Consider the following 21858-nt stretch of genomic DNA (forward strand, 5'->3'; position numbering starts at 1 on the left):
TAGTGTTGTTTAAGGTAAATTTGGTTCTTTGTATTCTTTTAAATTCTTATGAATCTGCAATATAGTATAATTACCCGATGTAATGAAAAAACTATGATCAGGTATTTGTAAATCTTTGGCATCGGTAAGCAGTTTCTTGAACAACTTAATCTCTGCCTTGCTTCTTAAGCCGTGTATCACAAAAAAGCCAGTGTATTCGTCATACACATCATAAGAGAATGTGATGTTAGCATACAACTCAGGTTTCTCTGCATTCTTAATTGTTTCTTCTACCGCAGCTTTAAAAGCTTCTACATTTCCACGTCCTGCACTATCATAGGTAAACACCCATTTCCATGGAGTTACTTCCCCTTCTTTATCGGGAGTGTCCTCAGCAAACTTTTGCTGCTCTAAAGTTCTAATGATTCCTTGCAATAAGGTTAACGCTTGTTTACCTTCTTCGCTAGCAGGGTAATTTAAAGCTACATAATTAAGCGCTTCTTTATATGCTGCCAAACCTCTTAACCTACCAATGGTAGACGCCTTCATCATTTCTAATTTAGACATTATTGGCTCTCCACTAAAGGCAGCAATATCTTCATCTATTTGCTCTAAAATTAACCAATAGGCCTCATCATCAAATAACCGAACATAAAAATCCATTACCTGATCAGGGCTATTAGCATCATCTTTAATCTCTGCGTATGGGTTTTGCAATAGCAATGCATATCTAGAGTTAGGATGCTCACTAATAATTTTATTCTTTATTTGCTCTGCTTTGTAAGGTACAATCTCTAAGTAAATTTTATACAGGTTGTACTCTGCTGGTAATATTAAGTTTTCATCTGGGTTACTAGCCAACATCTCCTCTAAACGTTTAGAAGCCAATCTGTACTCTTTAAATTTAGCATAGTAAATTAACCCCAATTGGTAGTACGCATAATTTCTAGCATGTCCAATACTATCTATCACCAAGCTATCTGAAGGCACCTGATTAAAATAATAATCTAAGGTGAGTATATCTTCGGTTCCTGCAACATCTGTATCCTCTTGTTGCTTTTTAAGTTCTTCTTCAGAAATGGTATTCTTGTTAGAAAGTCGCCATTCATCTTCTAACTGGCGCTCTCCCCATTTACGTTGAAACTCATTTACCCCAAACAATACTGTAGACTCATTATAGAAATAGAAACTACTAGACTTTCCTTTAGACTTTGCATCGTTCGCTAACTTAAGAGCTTCTAATCTACGTTTTTCTTCATCTGCTGCACGTTGCGCTTCAATATCATCAATAATACGTTGGAAGTAGGTAGTTTTCTCGTCATCGTTCATGGCTACCACAGCCAAAATACTATCATTAACCCTCGCTACATCTTCAAAATAAATAACATCATCAAGATTATCGCGCTTCTTTTTTATAGAACGGTATAATTTAGTGTTTTCATTTAAGTTAATCAGGGTACTATCGTAATATTTACCGGCTTGTTTATAGGCAACATCATTAAACTGCATTTCTGCTAAGCGCATATAGTTTTGCGCATTTAAAAAACGATCGGCACCCTTATTTGCCAATGACATATTATAAAAATCGGCAGCTACGTTAATGTTATCTGTATTCAAATACCAGTTTCCAAGCTCGTGATAAATTAAATCTAGATACGGTCGGTTCTCACGGTTTTTGGCAAGTTTTTCTAACATACCAAGCAACGCATTTCTATCTCCGCGGTTCCAATCAAAATTTCGTGCTTTTTGTATATACGCATTAATCATATACACACGTGGCGATTTTCGGTTAAGCCCAATCACCTTGTCAAAAGTAGCATTAGCCTTAGCTGTTTTACCCAACTTATTGTATAGCTGACCTAAGATAAAAAGATACCTTCCTCTTTCTTCATTCTTCTTGGTAAGATCGGCTGCCATGCTTAATGCCGTAACGGCGCTATCGTAATACCTAAGGTTTATGTAAGCTTCCGCCATCATTGCACGCGCATCTGCATGCTCTTGTTCTTCTACAGTATTACGTTTAAATATTTTTTTTAAGTTGGTTAGTGCCAACTCGTTATTATCTAAACGAATATTTACTTTTTCTCTCCAAATTTTGGCATCTACAATATCACTTCCGGTAGGGTATTTTTTAAGCACGTAGTTAAACGCTTCCATAGCCGGTATCATACGTTGGTCGTAATAACGTGCTTTACCCAATAGTAAAAAAGCTTCGTCAATTTGACTATTCTTTTCCCTACCACCAATATTCATAGAGTGTTTTTGAATGGCTTTTGTAGCTTTTTCTTCAGCCTTCTCAAAATTTGCGTTTTTTTGCTGTCCAGGTAATAACACAGCATCTTTTTCTTGCATGCGCTCTACCGGCAAAATTTCCCAATAATTATCTTGGTAAGTTGTCTCAAGCTCTAATTTACCAGCCTCTAATGCCAAATACCCATTATACAAAATGTTGTATTTAGTAGTTAACGCATGAAAATTTCTGTTGATAAACTTATCCTTTTTACGAGAACAGCCAATTACTGATAACAGTACCACTAGCCCAGCAAAATATATGTATCTACCCGTATTCAAATCGTTGTATAAAAATGTACTATTAGTAACTAAAATTTATGCATTTTAGTATAAACAGCGGTAAAAATACACTTCTTTTTTTAGAAAATGAAAAAGGCTTTTATTAAACTACGGTTAGCCTTTTTATGTAATACATGTATTTAACCTGCAAAAAAGGCTTCCAACTCCTTTAATGTAGCCTCAGAAGTAGCTAAATCTTTTACAACCTGTCCTTTATTTAGCACCACAATACGTTCACAAACTTCTGTTACATGCAATAAATCATGACTAGAAACTAACACGGTAACCTCACGATTTTCGGAAAGCTCTTTAATAATTTTCTTTAAACGTATTTGAGTTGTTGGGTCTAAATTGGCAAAAGGCTCATCTAAAATAATCACTTTAGGGTCTCCTATAAAAGAAGCTACAATACCAGCCTTTTTCTGATTCCCTTTACTCATATCTCGCAAATACTTTTTCTGACCTAAAATCTCATCGTGAAAAAAGTCAGAAAACTGAGCTAACAAAGCATCTACATCTGCTTTGTTACACCCTCGTAATTCTCCTATAAAATAAAAATACTCTTCCGCAGTTAGGTACCCAATTAAAAAAGACTCATCTATAAAGGCCGATGTGAAAGGTTTCCATTCTTCACTCTCACTTACCGTAATATCATTACTTTTTATAACTCCAGTAGATGGACTAATAAGATCTAATAATAAACTGAATAATGTAGTTTTACCAGCACCGTTGTTACCAACCAGGCCGAAACTCTGACCTTTAGGAATTTCAATAGTATCAATATTTAATACTGTAGTGCCGTTATATGTTTTTGAAAGATTTTGTATAGAAATCATAGCATTTCAATAAGTTAGTTTTTAGTATTATAGGCTGCAATTGTTTTGTATTTTTCCTTTTGGTACATTTTTTCAATAAATTTAAAAATCTGATTTCTAAAAATGACACCTAGTAAACCGGCAACACCAAGGCTTACCACTCCAATATTTACACTACCAGATATAACATAAGGAATGTAGAATATAATAATTGGCAAGAGCATTTTAGGCAATGCAATTATTAACATGGTTGCACTAAAGGCTTGGGTATTGCTAAATGCTTTAGCTTTATCGTTTAATTTAATAGGAGTTTTATTAAATACCCCCCCTAACAAAACTACAAAAGCATTAAGCCCCATATTAAACAACCCGGCACCAAGCACAATCAAAAGAATCTCTTTACCAAAATATATATAAGGTAAACTTAACAACATTGCTATGGCCGTTGCTACCACCATAAGTAACCATTTACTTTCTAAATAGGTACGGTACTTAATATTCTGACTCATCATTAGTTTATAATACTCACTATCCCATGATGGAACATTTTGACCAAACGTCATTAAAAAACCACCCGTAATAAACATCCCCACAAAAGGTTTTATCCAATACTGCTCTTCGTAAACACTGTTTGTAAAAAAGAACAAGCCATAGCCTACAAAAAACAATGAAAAAAACACCACTTGCTTTGGTCGCTTGTTTCTCCAAATCATTTTAAGATCGTTTTTAAGAAACGGTGCCATTGCCCCAAAACGATTTAAAAATGATAAATCTGTGCTCTGCACTTCCTTCACTTTTTTGCTAATGGCTCCATCTAAATAAAAATTAGCCATTAAATACTTGTAGTTTAAATAGTAGAACAACCCAAACAACAGCAACGGAATTAATGCATAGTAATACGTAGTATAAATACCATACAAAAAAGACCCAACATACGGACTTACATCAAAAACCCTAAAATATGCCAGCAACACAAATGTTGCCAACACCCCAAGTATAAGAGCAAAATAGGTATTATTTTTATTTATAAGGAAGTTCACAAAATTAGTACTACACGTTATTAATAACATGGCTACAAACCAAAGTAATGTACCAGAAACATCATATCCATTAATTAACAACACTATGGTAAAAGGAACATAGAAAAATAAAGGCAACACATTGAAAAACGAAAACAACCCTTTTGCCAATAAAAAGTTTACAGATATTCTTTTCTTTATAGGCAAAATAAGCAAAGGCTTAATATCTAACACAGGTAATTGTTGCATAAAAAACCGAAGCACCAAATCTACCAATACCCAATACACTAAAACATTGTTTACACTTATAAACGGATCCATGTCTGGGCTAACTTTTTTTATTCCATAAAATGCACCAATGCCCATTAGCGTAAATACACCAATAAAATATAATGCGATTAACCCAATAAAAATTTTAGCAATTAATTTTTGCTGAAAAGCAGCAGACCTTGAAAATTGCCGCCACTGCAAAGACAAGAATTTTTTTACCATACGGTTATGTCTTTAACGTTAGATTTAAAAAGTTAGTAGTCTTTTTGTATAAAAGTTACAAAAGATAATTTTATTCTATCACAAACTACTGATATACAAAATATTAAATTTTAAAAAACCTACTATACTGTAGTACAATTCTATTAAAATAGATGTATTTTCTGTTTTTTAGAAACAGATTCATCTTAAAAAAAGCAATAAAACCTATGTTATCAACAGTAAAATGTTAAAAACTTCGGTTCTAAACCCTTCAAATTTTGTTATTTATATAAAATTAGAGATTCTTTATTATTATTTTATTATTTCTTTAACTGCTTCAGTAAGAAAACTTGTAAGCCTTAATGTTTATATGTAATATTACAACCGTAATGCCTACAAACAACCATTAACAATTAATTGATCAATTTTTTTTCATGAAAACAAAAAAAGTCCTCAATCTTTTACTTATGATGTTTCTATTTACCGGCGTTATGTTTGGACAGAAATCAAAACTATCTAAATTCGCCCCAGAAAATAGTACTGCAGCAGTAATGCCAGGCGGCAATGGCTATTCTAAATTTCAATATGAAAGTGTTGAAATTGGTGCTCAATTTGGCTTACCCCTTGATGTATACGACTATGCCTTAGGAGGTGATGTTAAACTTAATTTTAGCATAGGTGAAGAAATGCTTTTAACAGCTGATCTTCAGTATACAAATTTCTCACAAAAGAATGGCAGCGATGGTAGCTTTCTACCCATAAGATTAGGTGCTAAACATTTCTTTTTAGACGATTTTTATGGTGGCGCCCAATTAGGTTCTGTAATTGCTTTTTCAGGTGGAGAAGGCGCTCAGCTTGCTTACGGTTTAGGAGCCGGAGTTAGAGTTGATGAGTTTGATATTAGTATTAACTACGACAACTTTACAGGGTTTACCGGAAGTCAATTGGCTTTCAGATTTGCTTACGTTATCAAGTAAAATAAATCTCATGTTTTAATCTAGCAGCTTTATTGCTACTTTTACAAAAAAAAGTAAATGAGCAATTTTTATAAGCTAACAGTTAAAACTATACAACATAATACTCCCAATTCGGTAGTAATAACTTTTGATTTGCCCCGAGAACTTAAAAACACCTTTAAGTTTTTACCGGGGCAATATCTTACTATAGAAAAACAACTTAATGGAGTTACCCTAAGAAGAGCTTACTCCATTTGCTCCGACCCAACATCTAGAGAACTTTCCATTGGTGTAAAGCGTATGGATGAAGGCAGTTTTTCTAAATATGCCAACGAAGTTTTACAAGAAGGTGACGAACTTATGGTGCATCCACCACAAGGACGCTTTGTATACAAACCTGTAAATACAGGCGATACCATAATGGCATTTGCTGCAGGTAGTGGTATTACACCAATTATGAGTATTTTAAAAGCTGTTATTTACAAAACAAACAACCCTTTTGTTTTGGTATATGGCAACAAGTCTATCGAAGAAACCATGTTCTATGATGAATTAATGGATTTGGCAACTAAATTCGCAAACCGCATTAAAATTCACTTTGTATTTTCTAAACAGCAAGAAGCCAATGCTCTTTACGGACGCATAGAAAGTAGCACCGTAGCAACATTACTTAGTGAATCTTACCAGAAAGATGATTTGGAAGGCTTCTATATATGTGGACCAGAGGCCATGACAGAGACTATTCATGGTGCTTTAGAAGAAAATGGAATAGATACCCATAAAATACACAAAGAACTCTTTACAACGGATCCTATGACCCCAGTTTCAGAAACATCTGTACAAGAAGGCGATTGTAAAGTAACCGTAACGGTTGATGACGATACTAGTACCTTAATTATGCAGAAAAAAGAAAGGGTTTTAACTGCGGTACTAAAAAACGGTATAGATGCACCATACTCTTGCCAAGGTGGTATATGCAGTAGTTGTATTGCACGCGTTACCGAAGGTAAAGTAACCATGGTTAAAAATCAGATTTTAACCGATGAAGAAATTGAAGAAGGATTAGTGTTAACCTGCCAATCTATACCCGAAACAGATACTTTAGTAATAGATTATGATGATGTATAGTTGTCATGTGTCACTTTTTCTAATAACAACAACTTACTAAGTTTTTTAATTACCTCTTTGGGTTTTATGGTTCGCATAGCATCTGCACATTCTGGCACATCTTTGTTACCATAAACCGAAGTAGGTAACTGTGGGTATTTTTCTCTATCAGATAAAATAGCATTTTCCATAGGCTGATTAAACGGCATAAACCCAGCATACGGATGTGTTGCACCCCATAAAGTAACTACTTTTACTCCAAACATTGCCGCTATATGAGCATTCCCACTATCCATTGACATCAATACATCTAAATGGCCTATAAGCAGTAGTTCTTCTTGAAAACTCATAGTTCCAGGAATAATTTTAACATTACCAAAGCCTTGTTGTAAAACTTCTAGCTTGGATTTTTCAGATTTAGAACCGAATAAGAATACGGTAACATCTTGTTTAGCAGCTATACCCTTAATCACTTCCTTCATTAAATCTTCTGGGTATATTTTACTATCGTACTGAGCATAAGGAGCAATACCTAACCACTTTCCTTGCTTACTACCTACAACTTGCTTTACATGCGCTGATAACGGCTGTATGGCAGGAAAATCTATCTGAGATAAATCGATAGGATAACCAAGTTCAGCAAAAGTATCTGCATGCCTCTGAAACATGGTTTCTAACTGTTTAAAGTCTTTATTAAAAGGTCTGGTAAGTGCTTTTTTTCCGTCTCTACCTTTGTCTGTATGTGCCACCTTTTTACCCCAAAGTCTAAACAAATTTCTAATAATTTTAGACCTTAAAACATTATGTAAATCGGCTACAACATCTACATTGAGCTTTTTAAGATCGGTAAAAATCTTAAAAATACCATCAAACCCCTTATGTCTGTTACCCAAATCTACCCCATAGAAATTTACATCGGGTATGGTATCAAACAAAGGCTTAAAAAACTGATGGGAAACGGCCGTTATCTTTACTTCCGGGTGTTGCTGCCTAAATGCCCTTAAAACAGGGATTGTCATAGCCACATCACCCATAGCAGATAAACGTATTACCAAAATGTGTTTAGGTGCAACCATCAAAAGAGGTGCTTTAGTTCTTGTTCTGGTATAACACTGGGTTTAATTCCTCATCGTTATACATCTTCATTTGCTTGTATACTTTCATATACTTATCTCCGTTCTCAATATCTGTTAGCAAAGTATCTATTGCTGAAGACAAATCTTCCTTCTGCTCTAGTAAAACCGCTAGTTTTTCAGCACATTTTGCTTTGTGCTCTGCAGAAGCACCTTCTCTTTCAACCTCTTCACGCATATGGTAAATCTTAAGCGCAAGAATAGAAAGTCTATCAATAGCCCAAGCTGGACTTTCAGAATTAATGGTAGCACCACTCTTAGGGGTTACCTCATTATATTTCTGAAGAAAATAACTATCAATATATTCTACAGTATCTGTTCTGTCTTGGTTAGAAGCATCAATTTTACGTTTTAAATCTAATGCATCTACAGGCGCAATATTTGGGTCTCTTACAATATCTTCATAATGCCACTGAACCGTGTCAATCCAATTTTTTCTATACAACAAATGCTCTAAACTATCTGATGGATATGGATTTTCGAAAGGTTGATATACATCATCTATAACATGATATTTCTGAATACTTTCTTCAAATATCTTAAAAGCTGCCTCACTAAACATAAACAATATCTTAAATTTACAATTAAGAAAAAGTTCCTTTTTCTAATGCTGCAAATATACTTTAAATAATTACTTTTGAGTAATAATACGTTAGAGAAATGAAAGTACATCATCTATCATCAGAAAATTCAATCATTCATAAATTTGTAAATCAATTAAGAGATAGCTCGGTTCAAACTGACGCTATGCGATTTAGAAAAAACATTTACCGTATAGGGGAAGTTTTGGCTTATGAGATAAGCAAAAACTTATCGTTTAAAGAAGTTACACTGCAAACGCCTTTAGCACCTTACAACGGACAAGAAATTGAAGATGATGTGGTAATTTGTTCTATTTTAAGAGCCGGATTACCATTGCATGAAGGGTTACTTTCGTTTTTTGATGACGCCGAAAACACTTTTATTTCTGCTTACAGACACCACACAGGTTCTGAAAACGATTTTGAAATTGTAGTGGAATATTTAGCATCCCCATCTTTAGAAGGGAAAACGGTAATTTTAGCAGACCCTATGTTGGCAACAGGCCAATCTCTAGTAGCGGTAAAAAAAGCTTTAGAAAAGATGGGAACTCCTAAACAAATACATATTGCTGCAGTAATTGGCGCTACTGAGGGTATCAATTTTATAAACAATCACTTTAGCGAAGACACCCACTTATGGATTGCAGCTGTTGATGAAAAACTTAATGAAAAGGGGTACATTGTACCTGGTTTAGGTGATGCTGGTGATTTGGCTTATGGTAGCAAACTACAACACTAACATAACTACCCCAAGAATTAGAAAAAGGCCTATTACTATTTCTTTCATATATTGTTTAGAAAGTTTTTCTAAAAACACTGAAATAAAAACAGATAACGGAAAAAAAGAAAATATAACTACCGTTGAACGCTCATGTGAAAACAATAGCATTGCCAACGTAGCCACTAGTATAAGCATTAATAACCAATATGGTTTTTGTAACGATATAGATTTACTTTGAAACGACCCTAAAAAGTTCATTACCGCAAACAGACCTACTAAGAATAAATACCCGAAAGGAATATAGAATGTAGCACTGGTTAAATCGGTAATTCCAAAATGCTCAAGTGATAAATCGTCTGGTAACGCAAGTGCAATACAATTTTTGTCTATATACAACATATACAGTACATAACCTACCCACAATACCCCAGCTGAAACAAAAGGCACTAACCAGTTTCTAACATCTCTATGCTCAAAAAATAGGATAGCTGCCAATGCAACTGGTATTAATAATACCACCCAACTGTACAAAAAGCAGGCAATTCCTATAAACAGAAAACTATCAAACAATTTTGCTTTTACCGCTCGTTGTGTTTGCAAAGAAAGTAACCTTCTCATTGCCAATACAGCAAGTAGATTGGCTAAAATCATAGTACGGTCTGTAAAAATTACCGGAAAACAAGCTAAAAAGAGCACATATAGCGCTACAGCATAAGTGTTAAGCGTACTAATTTTATTTTTATAAACTATAAATGCAACCAACAATATGGTAACTAATAACAACCCAAAATTAATGGCTACATCTAGAAAAGTAACCGAATTAAAGGCTGTATTAGCACTAAAGCCTTTGTTTAGAAAAACGCTTAACAGTAATAAAAATATTACCGCAATGTAATTTATTGGTTTTGTTTTCCTAAAAATGCTTGAAATCATTGGATCTTTTTATATTTTTGTGTAGTAAATATAATTCAACTTTTACTCATGAAAGATTTATTCGAAGGAATTGCGAACTTATTCACAGATGTTTTATTCATCCCATTAGATTACTTAAGAAGTCTTGAGTTAGAAAACTGGTGGGCAGCTAGTACATTAAGCTGGATTTTCATCATTATCGGCTTTGTTGCATTTGTATATTGGATGCGTGAGCTATCTAAATACAACAAAACCGAACCTGAAGACAAATCTGTATCTGCGCATTCTTTCATCTAATTAAAGATCGAATCCGATATCTTTACGATAATAAATCTTATCAAAATCTAGCAACGCTATATTTTGATAAGATTTTTTTAGCGCTTCTTTAAAATCATTACCAAAAGCGGTTACAGCAATAACTCTACCTCCGCTTGTTACAGTTTTACCATCTTTTATAGTAGTTCCTGCATGAAACACTATAGCATCTGTATCTGTAATATTTTCTTCTCCTGTAATTTCTTTACCTTTTTCATAGGCTTCCGGATATCCTCCTGAAACCGCCATAACTGTAGTAGCAGTTCTTTCATCTAACTCTAAAGTAACTTCGTTTAACGTTTGAGAACCAACCGCCTCTAGTAAAGTTACCATATCTGTTTTAATTCTTGGCAGTACAACCTCTGTTTCAGGGTCTCCCATACGCACATTATATTCAATTACATACGGATCGTTAGCCACCTTAATTAAACCAATAAATATAAAGCCTTTATAAGGTATGTTATCTTTTTGAAGTCCTTCTACTGTAGGTTTTACAATACGGTCTTCTATTTTCTGCATAAATTCGTCATCTGCAAATGGCACCGGAGAAACAGCTCCCATTCCACCTGTATTTAAACCAGCATCTCCTTCTCCAATTCTCTTATAATCTTTAGCAGTAGGCAATACTTTGTAGTTTTTACCATCGGTAAGTACAAAAACACTTAGCTCAATACCACTTAAAAACTCTTCAATAACCACTTTTGTACTAGCATCACCAAACTTAGCATCTACTAGCATATTCTCTAATTCAGCTTTCGCCTCATCAATATTTTCAATAATTAGCACACCTTTACCAGCCGCTAAACCATCTGCCTTTAGTACGTAAGGAGGCAACAATGTTTCTAAAAACTCACATCCCTCTTTAACGGTATCTTTCGTAAAACTTTTATAAGCTGCTGTTGGTATGTTATGACGGTCCATAAACTCTTTAGCAAACTCTTTACTACCTTCCAACGTTGCTCCTAACTTTTCTGGCCCTATCACAGGTATGTCTTTTAAAGCCTCGTCTTGTAAAAAGAAATCGTGTACACCTCTCACTAACGGATCTTCTGGCCCAACAACTACCAAGGTTATGTTTTCGTCTATTACCAATTGTTTTACGGCTTCAAAATCTGTTGCGCTAATAGCAACATTAGTAGCTATTTTATGAGTACCGGCATTTCCCGGTGCTACAAATAGCTTATTCACCTTACTACTTTGTGCAATTTTCCATGCAAAAGTGTGTTCTCTACCTCCTGATCCTAAAATAAGAATGTTCATGAATGTTTTTTAGTTTGCTTAGATTTTACAAAAAAATGCTCTATTAAAAACCGCGATAAATATGTTCCCGACTTTAAAATGCCAAAGTTAAGTGCCTTTCGGTAAAAAATATAATTATGTTTTAATAAATTGAATTTATTTGAAGAAATTGAGTTTTTTCTGATTCTGTAATAAGCCAAAACCTCTGGTATTCCATATGCTTTTCCGCTTTTTTTGATACACGACAACCATAACCCCCAATCTTGGCGTTTTCTAATAAGTGGCATGTATATTTTCCCTAACTCCTTGGCATTGTACATACCCGTTAAATTACCTACGTAATTACTCTTTAGCATTTTACCTAAACTAACCTCTGGTAATGCCTCTATAGTAACCCCCATCAATTCACCTTGCTCATCCATTAGTTGGTAGCTAGAAAAAGATACTAGCGCATCTTTATGAGATTCCATAAACTTTACCTGTACCTTCAGTTTTTCTGGTAACCATATATCATCTGCATCTAGAAAAGCTATATAATGTCCTTTTGCCATATTTATAGCCTTGTTACGGGCATAACCGGCACCTTTGTTAGTTGGCAACGCTACAAACTTAATTCGAGCGTCCTGACGCTTATAATTACTTATAATTGCAGTGGTAGTATCTGTAGATGCATCATCTACAATTAGCATTTCCCAATAGGGATAGGTTTGCTTTTGAACTGATGCAATAGTAGCCTCTATAAATTGCTCAGAGTTGTAGGTTGGTGTTATGATGGAAACTAATGGTTTTGCCAAAATTACTAGCTTAAAGGTTGATATTCGGTTAAAGCATTCATTAATGCTTCTTTAATCTTCTGGGGTGAATGAATATGCGTTATTAAATCTTCTAGTTGTTCGTAAATCTGATGTATATTATGGGTTAATTTAAATTCGTTTAAAGCTATAATTTTATCATGAGAAGTGGTTTTTACCTCAGCATTTCTTTCGTGTAAAGCTTCCTTCAACTTTTCGCCAGATTGTAACCCGGTTTCAATAATACTCACAGGAGTAACCCCCAATTGAGTAATTAACTTCTGCAAAATGCTTTCTATTTTTAAAGGAGCTCCCATGTTAAAAGTATACAACACCTCATCTTCAGAAAAACACAAACATTGTAAAATTAAATTACAAGCGTTTGATATGGTTAAAAAATAGCGTTCTACCTCTTTATGAGTTAATGTAACTGGCTTCTGATGTAATAATTGATTGGTAAACTTTTCTATAACCGAACCATTAGAATTAAATACATTACCAAACCTAACAATACTTAAAGATGTATTTTTAGCATGTTTATGCCTTTCTAATACGTATTGTTCTGCTAGCTGTTTTGTAGCTCCCAAAACACTTACAGGACTTACTGCCTTATCAGTAGAAATAAGCATACACTTTTCACAGTTTTTCTCAATGGAAAGGTCTACCACATTTTTAGTACCAATAGCATTTACACTAATAGCCTCAGCCGGATTTTCCTCTGTAAGCCATACGTGTTTATAGGCTGCTACATGAATTACAATTGCTGGTTGTGCTGTTTCAAAAATATACGTTAACCTATTGGTATTTCTTATATCTGCTAAGTAAGCACTATGGGTAATATTATGCTCTTTTAAGTATAAACTAATTGTGTGCAGTGGTGTTTCTGCAATGTCAACTAAAATTATAGCACTAGGTGAAAAAGATGCAATTTTTTTTACCAAATGGCTTCCTATACTACCTCCTGCCCCTGTAACCAAAATATTTTTACCTGATACAATAGCCTCTATAGCCTCATTATCAACATTGTAATTCACATCAGGTATAATATCTGATTCTTTCATTCTAAATTTTTTACCTAAAATACAAAAAAGAAATTTTGCCTATTGCTCTAAATAGGTTTTAATACAATTTTCAAGATATGCTAAATCTTGTTCTTCTAATACGGGAGAAGACGGTAAACACAAGCCCATATTAAAAACAGTTTCAGAAACACCGGTACTAAAAAATTTACAATGCTGGTATACTGGTTGCAAATGCATTGGTTTCCAAAGGTACCTTGTTTCTATATTCTTTTTCTCTAAAAAAGCCTTTAACCCATGATTAGATTTATTGAAATTGTTTGGTTTTATAATCACGCACGTTAACCAATAATTGGTACTATAAACCTCATCTGGCGCTTGCATAACCTCAACAAAATCATACGTTTTAAAAAGATTACTATAAAAAGTATGTATTACAGCTCTTTTAGAAAGAAACGCTGGCAATTTAGTTAGTTGAGCACGACCAATAGCAGCAAGTATATTACTTTGTGCATAATTATACCCTACATTCTTATGCTCGTAATACGGTGTAGCCTCTTTCGCTTGGTTGGCTAAATACCGTACTTGTGTGGCTTGTTCTTCCGTTTTACACAACACCAATCCTCCGCTAGTCATGGTAATCATTTTATTACCATTAAAAGAAAAGATACCCATATCTGCTAACGTACCACAATAAGCCCCTTTATAGCTACTTCCTAAAGCCTCTGCACTATCTTCTACAACAGGTATATGATACGCTTTACTAATCTCTAATATACGCTTGTAGTTACAAGGCATACCATATAAATCTACGGTAATAATTGCTTTAGGCGTTTGGTTCTTGCTAACAAAATATTTAATAGCTTTTTCAAGCTGATCCGGGCACATATTCCAAGTAGAATTTTCAGAATCTATAAGTACTGGAATGGCCCCTACATAAGTAATAGGATTTACCGAAGCCGCAAATGTAAAATTTTGTACTAAAACAATATCACCTGCACCCACCCCTAAGGTTTTTAAAGCTAAGTGTATGGCGGCTGTTCCAGAAGATACTAAAACCGGTATATAACTTGTTTTTAAATACTGCTGAAGTTCTGCCTCAAACTTAGTACATTGAGGCCCTTGCGGTGCCATCCAATGGTCTAAAAGACTTTCAGAAATATATTGTTGCTCCAGCTCGTTAGTACAAGCAGGAGATAATAATATTTTCTTACGCTCTGTCAAATAGAAAGTTTTAGAACAATTAATATGCTTTTTCTTCACCCTTTACAGCATTGTAAACAGTAAGAAATATAATTTTTAAATCTAGAAGTATAGACCAGTTTTCAATATAGAAAATATCGTATTTAACTCTATTAATAATATCGTTATCAGTTTCTACCTCTCCTCTATACCCACGTACTTGAGCCAAACCGGTAATACCAGGCTTTATAAAGTGGCGTACCATAAACTTATCAATACGCTTTGCAAAATTCTCTGTATGTGATATCATGTGAGGTCTTGGCCCAACAACCGACATATCTCCTAACAATACATTATAAAACTGAGGAAGTTCATCGATACTGGTTTTACGCAATATTCTACCCACTTTTGTAATTCTAGCATCTCCTTTAGTAGCCTGCTGCTTATTGGCATTTTTATTAGGCGTCATAGATCTGAATTTAAAACATTCAAATTCATGGTACCCTACACCGCTCCTTTTTTGTTTAAAGAAAACAGGACCTCTAGACTCTAACTTTATCAATAACGCCACTAACGGTGTTAACCATGATAAAACCAAAATAATAACCAAAGAAGAAAACAAAATATCAAATCCTCTTTTCACTATTTTATTAATTGGTTCATCTACCAAAATACTTCTTAAAGATAATATTGGGGTATAACCGTAATACTCATATTTAAGCTGCTTACTAAAAATAGCCTTATTATCTGGCATAAACTTAATAAGCTTTAAATTGTTATCTGCAAAGGCTATAAACTCAGCTATATCATCATCATTCATTTCCGCTAAAGAGCAGTATATTTCATCAATGTTATTGTCTATAATAAAATTGAAACATCCTTCTAAAGATGAAAACGTAGCATTGTGACCTACCGAAACAAAACTCACAAAATGAAAACCTAACTCTGGATTCTTCTCAAAGAAATCCTTTAACATTATGGTATTCTTGTTTTGACCAATAATGATGATTCTCTTTTGACTACCCCCCAAAACTCTACGATACCTTTTCATGAAAAAGAAAATGGTAATACGTACGGTACCCATAAAAGCAAGAATAAGAATAGCATAAGCCAATATTTGCGTTGGGTGGATTGGATATTTATAGTAAAAACCAAAATAGGTAAATGTGAATAATAAGGTAACAAAACTTTGCTTAAAAGTTTTAGAAGCAATGCTAATGAGATTGGTATACCTATGTATTTCGTAAAAGTTTTGCTGTAAAGAAGTAAAAAACCAAACTACTGAGGTAAAAATGTAGAAACTTAGTTCAAATGAGCCATTGAATAGAAAAAAGTGACCTAGGATGTTTAAAATAAGAATATCTATCACAAACGACATAGGCCTTATAAGACCAGTCGATTTACGTTTCTTCACTATACTCATAATTGGTTAGTTATCTAAAAAAAAATTTATGGAGTATAAAACTAATAAATATATCTATATCTAAAACAAAATTTAAAACAATATTGCATTAAATATTACACCAAAAAATTCATTTTTTATACAAAAACTAAACCTTAAGTTATTAGATTAATAATCTGAATATCTTGAATATATACTTTCTAAGATGGGTATATTTTTTTCAAGATTAAAAATTTCGTCAAAAACCATGTGAGAATTACTTTCAAAACGAGCTCTTAATTTCTCTTCGTGATACAATTTATCAATACGTTTTACCATAGTAGGCACATCATCTTGCTTTACTATGTACCCATTAAATCCGTCTTCAATTAAGTCTACATTACCATCACATTCAGTAACCACACACGCCTTAGATAATGCCAAACTTTCAATAATAGAATACGGCAATCCTTCATAACGCGAAGTAGATATATACAACCAAGATTCTTTTATAATGGTAAAAATCTTCTCTCTTTCAATCCACTCAATTAACGACACATTCTTTTGAAGTCCTAAATCATCAATCATTTTCACAATCGAATCTTTATTTGGGCTATACTCCCCCACTCCCATCACTACTAAATGAATATTAGGTATAGCAATTTTTAATTGTGCTATTACCTTAATCATCATTTCAATATTTTTTTGATAAGATGGTCTACCAACGGTACAGATATAGTTAGGTTTTAAATTAAACTCTTCAAAAACCTTAGCTGTATCTGGGGTGTTTTTAATAGGTAGTACAGAATTTTTAAATACAATTACTCGTTTCTTTCTATAACCTACTTCCTTTAAACCTCTATTCATTTCAGAATCTGAAGTAGCCAACAAATAAGAATTGAAACGTCTGAAGATTTTCTCTATGGTAAGATATACTGTTTTAGCTAATGGAGAACTTGCACTTAAGTAAGAATACGCATGAGGAGTGTGTAATACAGGAACTTTATAAAATAACGAAGCTAACCTACCAATAATACCACCTTTGGCACTATGGGCATGTATAAGATCTGGTTTTTCTTTTCTTAGTATTTTAACGGTCTCATATACACATTTCAGATCTTTAACAATACTAATTTCTCTTTGAATAGGTATCTTATATTCTAACAGTTGTTCTCCTTTGTTATTCTTATACCTCCTTTTCTTCTCATCTTTCTGATGAATAACTATATTCTCAAACTTATCAGAATTAATATTCTCAGAAATCAATCTCAAATATATCTCTAGTCCACCAACTGAGTGTGTAACATGCGCTATCTTAATCTTTCTCAACGTATCCTGTTATTTTTGTATTATAAAAATACTGATTGGCAAATATAGCAAACCATAAAGCACTAAAGGTAATACCATCATACCTAATTAAAAAATCGTCTGTAAGATTAGAAATAAAAAATAATAAACAAAACGATATTACGACCGGATGCTTCATTTGCCAGCCCAAGTAACCCATACCAAACATAAAACAAATAACGCCTATAAAACCAAGCACTCCAAATTTGAGTAAAAAGTCTATGTATTGGTTGTGCGTGGGAAATTCATATTTAGCTAAAAACTGCTGGTCCGTTTCTTTATAATAGTTTACCAATTCATTTCGGGCATCAGAAGCACCATACCCAATAATCCAATTATCTTCTGCAAGTTCTAATGCCGATTTCCAGATAGAAACTCGTGTAACTAACTTATTAAAAAATCGAATTTCAGGATGTTCCACAGCATCCAAATTCCCAACATACTCCATATCTGAAAAACTACCTTTTGTATATTTCTCAACGGAATACGGAAAAACTTTTACAAATACAACCATGATAAGAATCACCGAACTGAAGAGTAATGCTGATATTTTAACTGCCTTATAAATATTTTTGTTTTTGAAAAGTTCAAAAAAACAAACTACACCATACCCCAATAAAGTTATTACCACAGCAACCCTAGTATTTATATACATTACTATAACCAAAGATAGTAACAAAAATAGTCCACTAATTAGCTTACTCTGCAACCGCTTCCCTGCAGCAAACAAAAGATATAAACATGAAATACTTACAAAAGACATATGTAAGTTAAATGCTGGAGCATGAATACCTACAAAATTGGCAAAATGATATCCCATTTCCCAAAGGTGTTTACCATGATAGTATTTAATAACATGTTCAGGATAATTATAAGCATAGGCTCCATAAGCCATAAATACTATTACCACCATAATGTAGCCATACAATTTTAAAAACCATTTAAAATTGATAGCTTTATAATAACCGAGCAAGAACGTTGGAAAAATAATAAAAGATAAACGCTTTTCTGCCGATTTTAATCCAGCCCCCAAACTATCATTATTCCATAAGAATAGTACATCTAGTAAAAACGGAATTGCTACTATAACCCACCAAATAAGCTTTTTCCTATCATATTTTAACCTATTAAAAGTTAATAGATTAAATGCTACAAATATCAGAATACAAATAGTACTAAATTTTCTGAAAATTAACGTAGAAGCAATTAACAACAGAAAACTAAAGAAAATCTTATCGTAGTTTCTTTCTAAAATCTTCATAATAAAATAGATAATATAACAACGGAAAAATACCTGCCTTATGACGCGTAGCAGATCCCAAATCAGGTTCAAAAATACCTTGCACCACAAAGAATGAAAATAAGATGAAAAATAACCATAATTCTTCATTCTTATACCTCCCCTTATCAAGGCATCTTCCAAATCTTTTAAATAAAATGAAAAAAACCAGAAATTGCCACACAATAAATACCATTATGTGTGGAGATTTTAAGTACTTTAATCCATTAAACGGAAGATTTACTGATAAAAAACCATAGACAATACCAATAGACTCACCGTACCAAGTATCTGGCTTTACAGGCGATAAAATCATGGAGTTGGCATTCTCTGACCCTAAACGCTCTGAATTTACATAATATCTTGTTTTCTCTGATAAAAACACCCCTTTTAAGGCTCCGTAACTAAGTGAAATAAAAATTAAAACAATAAGAGAGGTTGAGATAGCTAAAACTCTTTTGTTTTCTATTCTCAATCTACTAACGTAATACATAACCACTATTAAAACGGATATAAATGCATAATAAGGCCTAAAAAAGAACGCGTATGTAACTAACATAAGTATTGCTATAGTAACTTTTTTAGATAGCTTATACGAAGCATTTTTAAAAAGAAATACCAAAGCAGCTATAAATAAATAATTTATAAACTCTTTAGAGGGCATTGATATATAAATGGCTATAACGGCAAACATAAAGTAGATTAAGACATTCTTTATGTTTATGATATGAAAACGTTCTGGTATACCTATTTTGTAAAGCACAATCATAAAAATACTGTACTGTAAAAAACCTATAAAAGCAAAATGTACGTACCGTAAACCCGTAATTTTATAAAACAAAATTGTTAAGGGGTAACTACCCACAAATCCTATTTCATTGTACCTATCTAAAATAAGGATGTTTGTATCTAAGAAAAATCGGTGAGGCAAAAATAACGTTGTGGTACTAGCAATAAGCAAACCTGCTAACGCTAATACAAAAAAGGTTAATTTATTTAGCTTTAAAACTCTACCCCCCATTAACTTCGTTATAAATATGTTCTAATTTCTCAATGTAAATATCTGGACTAAAACAATCGTTAAATAATTCAATTCCTTTAGCACTAAACTGAGCTCTTAGATTTTTATTGTAGTATAAATGTTCTATTTTTTCTGCTAAATCATCAGGATTATTCTTTTCGAATAAAAAACCATTATCCCCAGATTTAATAAGCTCCGATGGACCTTCTATATCCGACGCTATGATGGGTAACCCATATTTAAGCGCTTCTAACAAAACTAATGGCAAACCTTCAAAAATAGAAGGTAGCACAAATATATCTGAATTCTTAAAGTATCCTGGCGTATTAGCACTAATCCCTTCAAAAAATACTTTATCAGCAATTTCTAAACGATCGCTCTCCGCTAGTAAATCCGCTTTTAAATCTCCATCTCCTACTATAACGGCTATTGTATGCTCTTTTACCTCAGCTTTAAGCACTGCAATAGCTTGTAAAAGATTATGAACTGCTTTTTGCTTAGAAAGCCTCCCTATAAATAATATTTTAAACTTAGCTGCCTGCTTTTCAAAAATTTCTGGAACCACTTCATTACTAACTACTCTTGATTCTTGTTTTGTTTCTGCTACTGTATTATGCAGCAGCTTAATTCTTTTAGCGGGAACTTTAAAAACCTTTGCTATTAGTATTTCTAGCTGATTAGAAATGGCTATAACACGTGTTTTAGGGGCTATTACATTAAACAATAAGATGTATAGCATATAGTACCCATAATCTAGTATGTTATGCCTGTACTTAGTGTTATGAATTGTTGTAAATGTTCTTACATTTTTTAACCCCTTAGCCGCTAACAACCCAAATAAATCGGCATGTGTAAGGTGGGTATGCACAATAGTTGGTTTAATTTCCTTTAGCCTAGATTTAAGTACCGACACTATATTTTTTTGAAGCGGCACCTGTATTACCGTTACCTCATCTGTAAACTCTTCTACTAAATCATCTACCTTAAAGTAAATTACGGTTACATTGTACTTGGCGGCTTGCCTATTTGCTACAGTTACTAACATTTTCTCGGCACCTCCAACCCCTAATGAAGTTATGATATGTACAATATTCATGATTTACTATTTCCAGTCTATTAACTCTTTATTTAAAAGCTTTTCTAGTTGTGCAATATCCTCTTTAAAAATAGGTTGTAACAAAGCTATATCGTCCTCTGTAATTCTAAAACTTTTTAAATTCTTAGCAACAAAATAATCCTTTAAACCCTGAGGTATTAGCTTTTTAATAGACGCAACTACGGGGCCTTTGTTTACTATTAATCTTTGCAACGTCTTATTTTTTGCTTCTCCAGATGGGTTTAATATTTTCTCTGTATTTATATATTCCACATCAAGTTCTAAAAACTCAAAGATACCTTTCATACCTTGCTCCGTATCCTTTACAAAATCCTCGTAAATACTAATGTAAATCTTATCAGCATCATAATGCTCTAAAAAATATTGCACTTGCTTACAGTACAAACTAGCCGCTGTATACTGCCACACCCATTCCCAGTGAGCCTCTTCTCTTTCCTTTTCGGCCGCTATGGCATCTGGTAAACTCAATGTTTCTCTAAGATCTCTTTTTAAGTGTGCATACATAGAGAAGGTTCTATTTACCGGATTGCGTAACGATATGATAAGCTTTGGTAATTTATCTTTAGGGTAATATTTATAAATATTAGCAATGGTATTCTTATAGTAATACAAATAATCTACAGAAGCATCTCCTAAAAACTTCTGCTCTTGACCACTAAATTGGTTTACATAGTCTCCTATTTCTGTAATCATTTCCTGATTCACAACATAATCTCCAGGACCTTTAAAATCAGGTGTCATACCCGAGAAAAATCTACATTCCTTAATTTTAGGAATAAATACTTTAGAATGTTGCGCTAAGTAATCTGCCATAGAAGTGGTACCACATTTGGCCGCCCCTATTATTAAAAAGTCGGGTAATATATATTGCTGGGTACCAACATTACTTATCATAGGAATGA

The 21858-nt window shown here is 33.4% G+C and carries 20 protein-coding genes; 4 read left to right on the forward strand and 16 right to left on the reverse strand.

Features of this window, described 5'->3' with window-relative positions; translation table 11 throughout:
• Window positions 1-9: 9 nt before the first annotated feature.
• The 3 genes from porW to Y10_RS02440 all read right to left on the reverse strand — a co-directional run bounded on the left by porW (window position 10) and on the right by Y10_RS02440 (window position 4876).
• The gene (gene porW, locus Y10_RS02430) at window positions 10-2550 is read right to left on the reverse strand and encodes a type IX secretion system periplasmic lipoprotein PorW/SprE (protein WP_281763772.1); all 2541 of its coding nucleotides are present in this window, start codon (window positions 2548-2550) and stop codon (window positions 10-12) included.
• Window positions 2551-2690: 140 nt separating this feature from the next.
• Window positions 2691-3386, reverse strand: coding sequence for an ABC transporter ATP-binding protein (locus Y10_RS02435; RefSeq protein WP_281763773.1), 696 nt, complete (start codon window positions 3384-3386; stop codon window positions 2691-2693).
• 14 nt (window positions 3387-3400) lie between these two features.
• Window positions 3401-4876: a DUF5687 family protein gene (locus tag Y10_RS02440; RefSeq protein WP_281763774.1), complete on the reverse strand. Its 1476-nt coding sequence runs from the start codon at window positions 4874-4876 to the stop codon at window positions 3401-3403.
• A 446-nt stretch (window positions 4877-5322) separates the two neighbouring features.
• On the opposite strand from Y10_RS02440, the gene Y10_RS02445 reads away from it, so the two are divergent.
• On the forward strand, window positions 5323-5832 hold the full coding sequence (locus Y10_RS02445; RefSeq protein WP_281763775.1) for a hypothetical protein: 510 nt from the start codon (window positions 5323-5325) through the stop codon (window positions 5830-5832).
• A 57-nt stretch (window positions 5833-5889) separates the two neighbouring features.
• Entirely contained in the window at window positions 5890-6939 is a 1050-nt protein-coding gene (locus Y10_RS02450) for a ferredoxin--NADP reductase (RefSeq protein ID WP_281763776.1), read from the forward strand.
• On the opposite strand, the gene Y10_RS02455 is transcribed toward Y10_RS02450, so the two are convergent.
• Together Y10_RS02455 and Y10_RS02460 are read right to left on the reverse strand one after the other, a co-directional pair.
• On the reverse strand, window positions 6924-7994 hold the full coding sequence (locus Y10_RS02455; protein WP_281763777.1) for a glycosyltransferase family 9 protein: 1071 nt from the start codon (window positions 7992-7994) through the stop codon (window positions 6924-6926). The two genes, Y10_RS02450 and Y10_RS02455, sit on opposite strands and share 16 nt — an antisense overlap.
• Window positions 7995-8007: 13 nt before the next feature.
• Window positions 8008-8613, reverse strand: a complete 606-nt coding sequence (locus Y10_RS02460) for a DUF4254 domain-containing protein (protein ID WP_281763778.1) — start codon at window positions 8611-8613, stop codon at window positions 8008-8010.
• A gap of 98 nt (window positions 8614-8711) precedes the next feature.
• On the opposite strand from Y10_RS02460, the gene upp reads away from it, so the two are divergent.
• Window positions 8712-9371, forward strand: a complete 660-nt coding sequence (gene upp / locus Y10_RS02465; protein WP_281763779.1) for a uracil phosphoribosyltransferase — start codon at window positions 8712-8714, stop codon at window positions 9369-9371.
• On the opposite strand, the gene Y10_RS02470 is transcribed toward upp, so the two are convergent.
• Window positions 9360-10286 (reverse strand): DUF6427 family protein, encoded by a 927-nt coding sequence (locus tag Y10_RS02470; protein WP_281763780.1) that lies wholly within the window; start codon window positions 10284-10286, stop codon window positions 9360-9362. The genes upp and Y10_RS02470 overlap by 12 nt on opposite strands.
• Before the next feature lie 48 nt (window positions 10287-10334).
• Between Y10_RS02470 and Y10_RS02475 the strand changes: the two genes are divergently transcribed.
• Complete coding sequence (locus tag Y10_RS02475) at window positions 10335-10562, forward strand: DUF6341 family protein (protein ID WP_281763781.1); 228 nt, start codon at window positions 10335-10337, stop codon at window positions 10560-10562.
• On the opposite strand, the gene purD is transcribed toward Y10_RS02475, so the two are convergent.
• The 10 genes from purD to Y10_RS02525 form a co-directional block, all read right to left on the reverse strand.
• Window positions 10563-11840: a phosphoribosylamine--glycine ligase gene (gene purD / locus Y10_RS02480; RefSeq protein WP_281763782.1), complete on the reverse strand. Its 1278-nt coding sequence runs from the start codon at window positions 11838-11840 to the stop codon at window positions 10563-10565.
• Window positions 11837-12613, reverse strand: coding sequence for a glycosyltransferase family 2 protein (locus Y10_RS02485; protein ID WP_281763783.1), 777 nt, complete (start codon window positions 12611-12613; stop codon window positions 11837-11839). The genes purD and Y10_RS02485 overlap by 4 nt, the downstream gene beginning before the upstream one ends.
• Before the next feature lie 5 nt (window positions 12614-12618).
• Entirely contained in the window at window positions 12619-13671 is a 1053-nt protein-coding gene (locus tag Y10_RS02490) for a polysaccharide biosynthesis protein (RefSeq protein ID WP_281763784.1), read from the reverse strand.
• Between the two features lie 39 nt (window positions 13672-13710).
• Window positions 13711-14853 carry a DegT/DnrJ/EryC1/StrS family aminotransferase gene (locus Y10_RS02495; protein WP_281763785.1) on the reverse strand — a complete coding sequence of 381 codons (1143 nt, stop codon included), beginning with the start codon at window positions 14851-14853 and terminating at the stop codon, window positions 13711-13713.
• Window positions 14854-14872: 19 nt separating this feature from the next.
• A complete protein-coding gene (locus tag Y10_RS02500; RefSeq protein WP_281763786.1) occupies window positions 14873-16234 on the reverse strand; it encodes an undecaprenyl-phosphate glucose phosphotransferase in 1362 nt (453 codons plus the stop codon).
• 147 nt (window positions 16235-16381) lie between these two features.
• Complete coding sequence (locus Y10_RS02505; RefSeq protein ID WP_281763787.1) at window positions 16382-17521, reverse strand: glycosyltransferase; 1140 nt, start codon at window positions 17519-17521, stop codon at window positions 16382-16384.
• A complete protein-coding gene (locus Y10_RS02510) occupies window positions 17508-18800 on the reverse strand; it encodes an O-antigen ligase family protein (protein WP_281763788.1) in 1293 nt (430 codons plus the stop codon). Before Y10_RS02510 ends, Y10_RS02505 begins: the two co-directional genes overlap by 14 nt.
• A complete protein-coding gene (locus Y10_RS02515) occupies window positions 18772-19839 on the reverse strand; it encodes a hypothetical protein (protein ID WP_281763789.1) in 1068 nt (355 codons plus the stop codon). Before Y10_RS02515 ends, Y10_RS02510 begins: the two co-directional genes overlap by 29 nt.
• Window positions 19829-20935, reverse strand: a complete 1107-nt coding sequence (locus tag Y10_RS02520; RefSeq protein WP_281763790.1) for a glycosyltransferase — start codon at window positions 20933-20935, stop codon at window positions 19829-19831. Before Y10_RS02520 ends, Y10_RS02515 begins: the two co-directional genes overlap by 11 nt.
• A 6-nt stretch (window positions 20936-20941) precedes the next feature.
• Window positions 20942-21850 carry a sulfotransferase family protein gene (locus tag Y10_RS02525; RefSeq protein WP_281763791.1) on the reverse strand — a complete coding sequence of 303 codons (909 nt, stop codon included), beginning with the start codon at window positions 21848-21850 and terminating at the stop codon, window positions 20942-20944.
• Window positions 21851-21858: the final 8 nt, after the last annotated feature.

It is taken from the genome of Neptunitalea lumnitzerae (genome assembly GCF_027924185.1).
Lineage (GTDB): Bacteria > Bacteroidota > Bacteroidia > Flavobacteriales > Flavobacteriaceae > Neptunitalea > Neptunitalea lumnitzerae.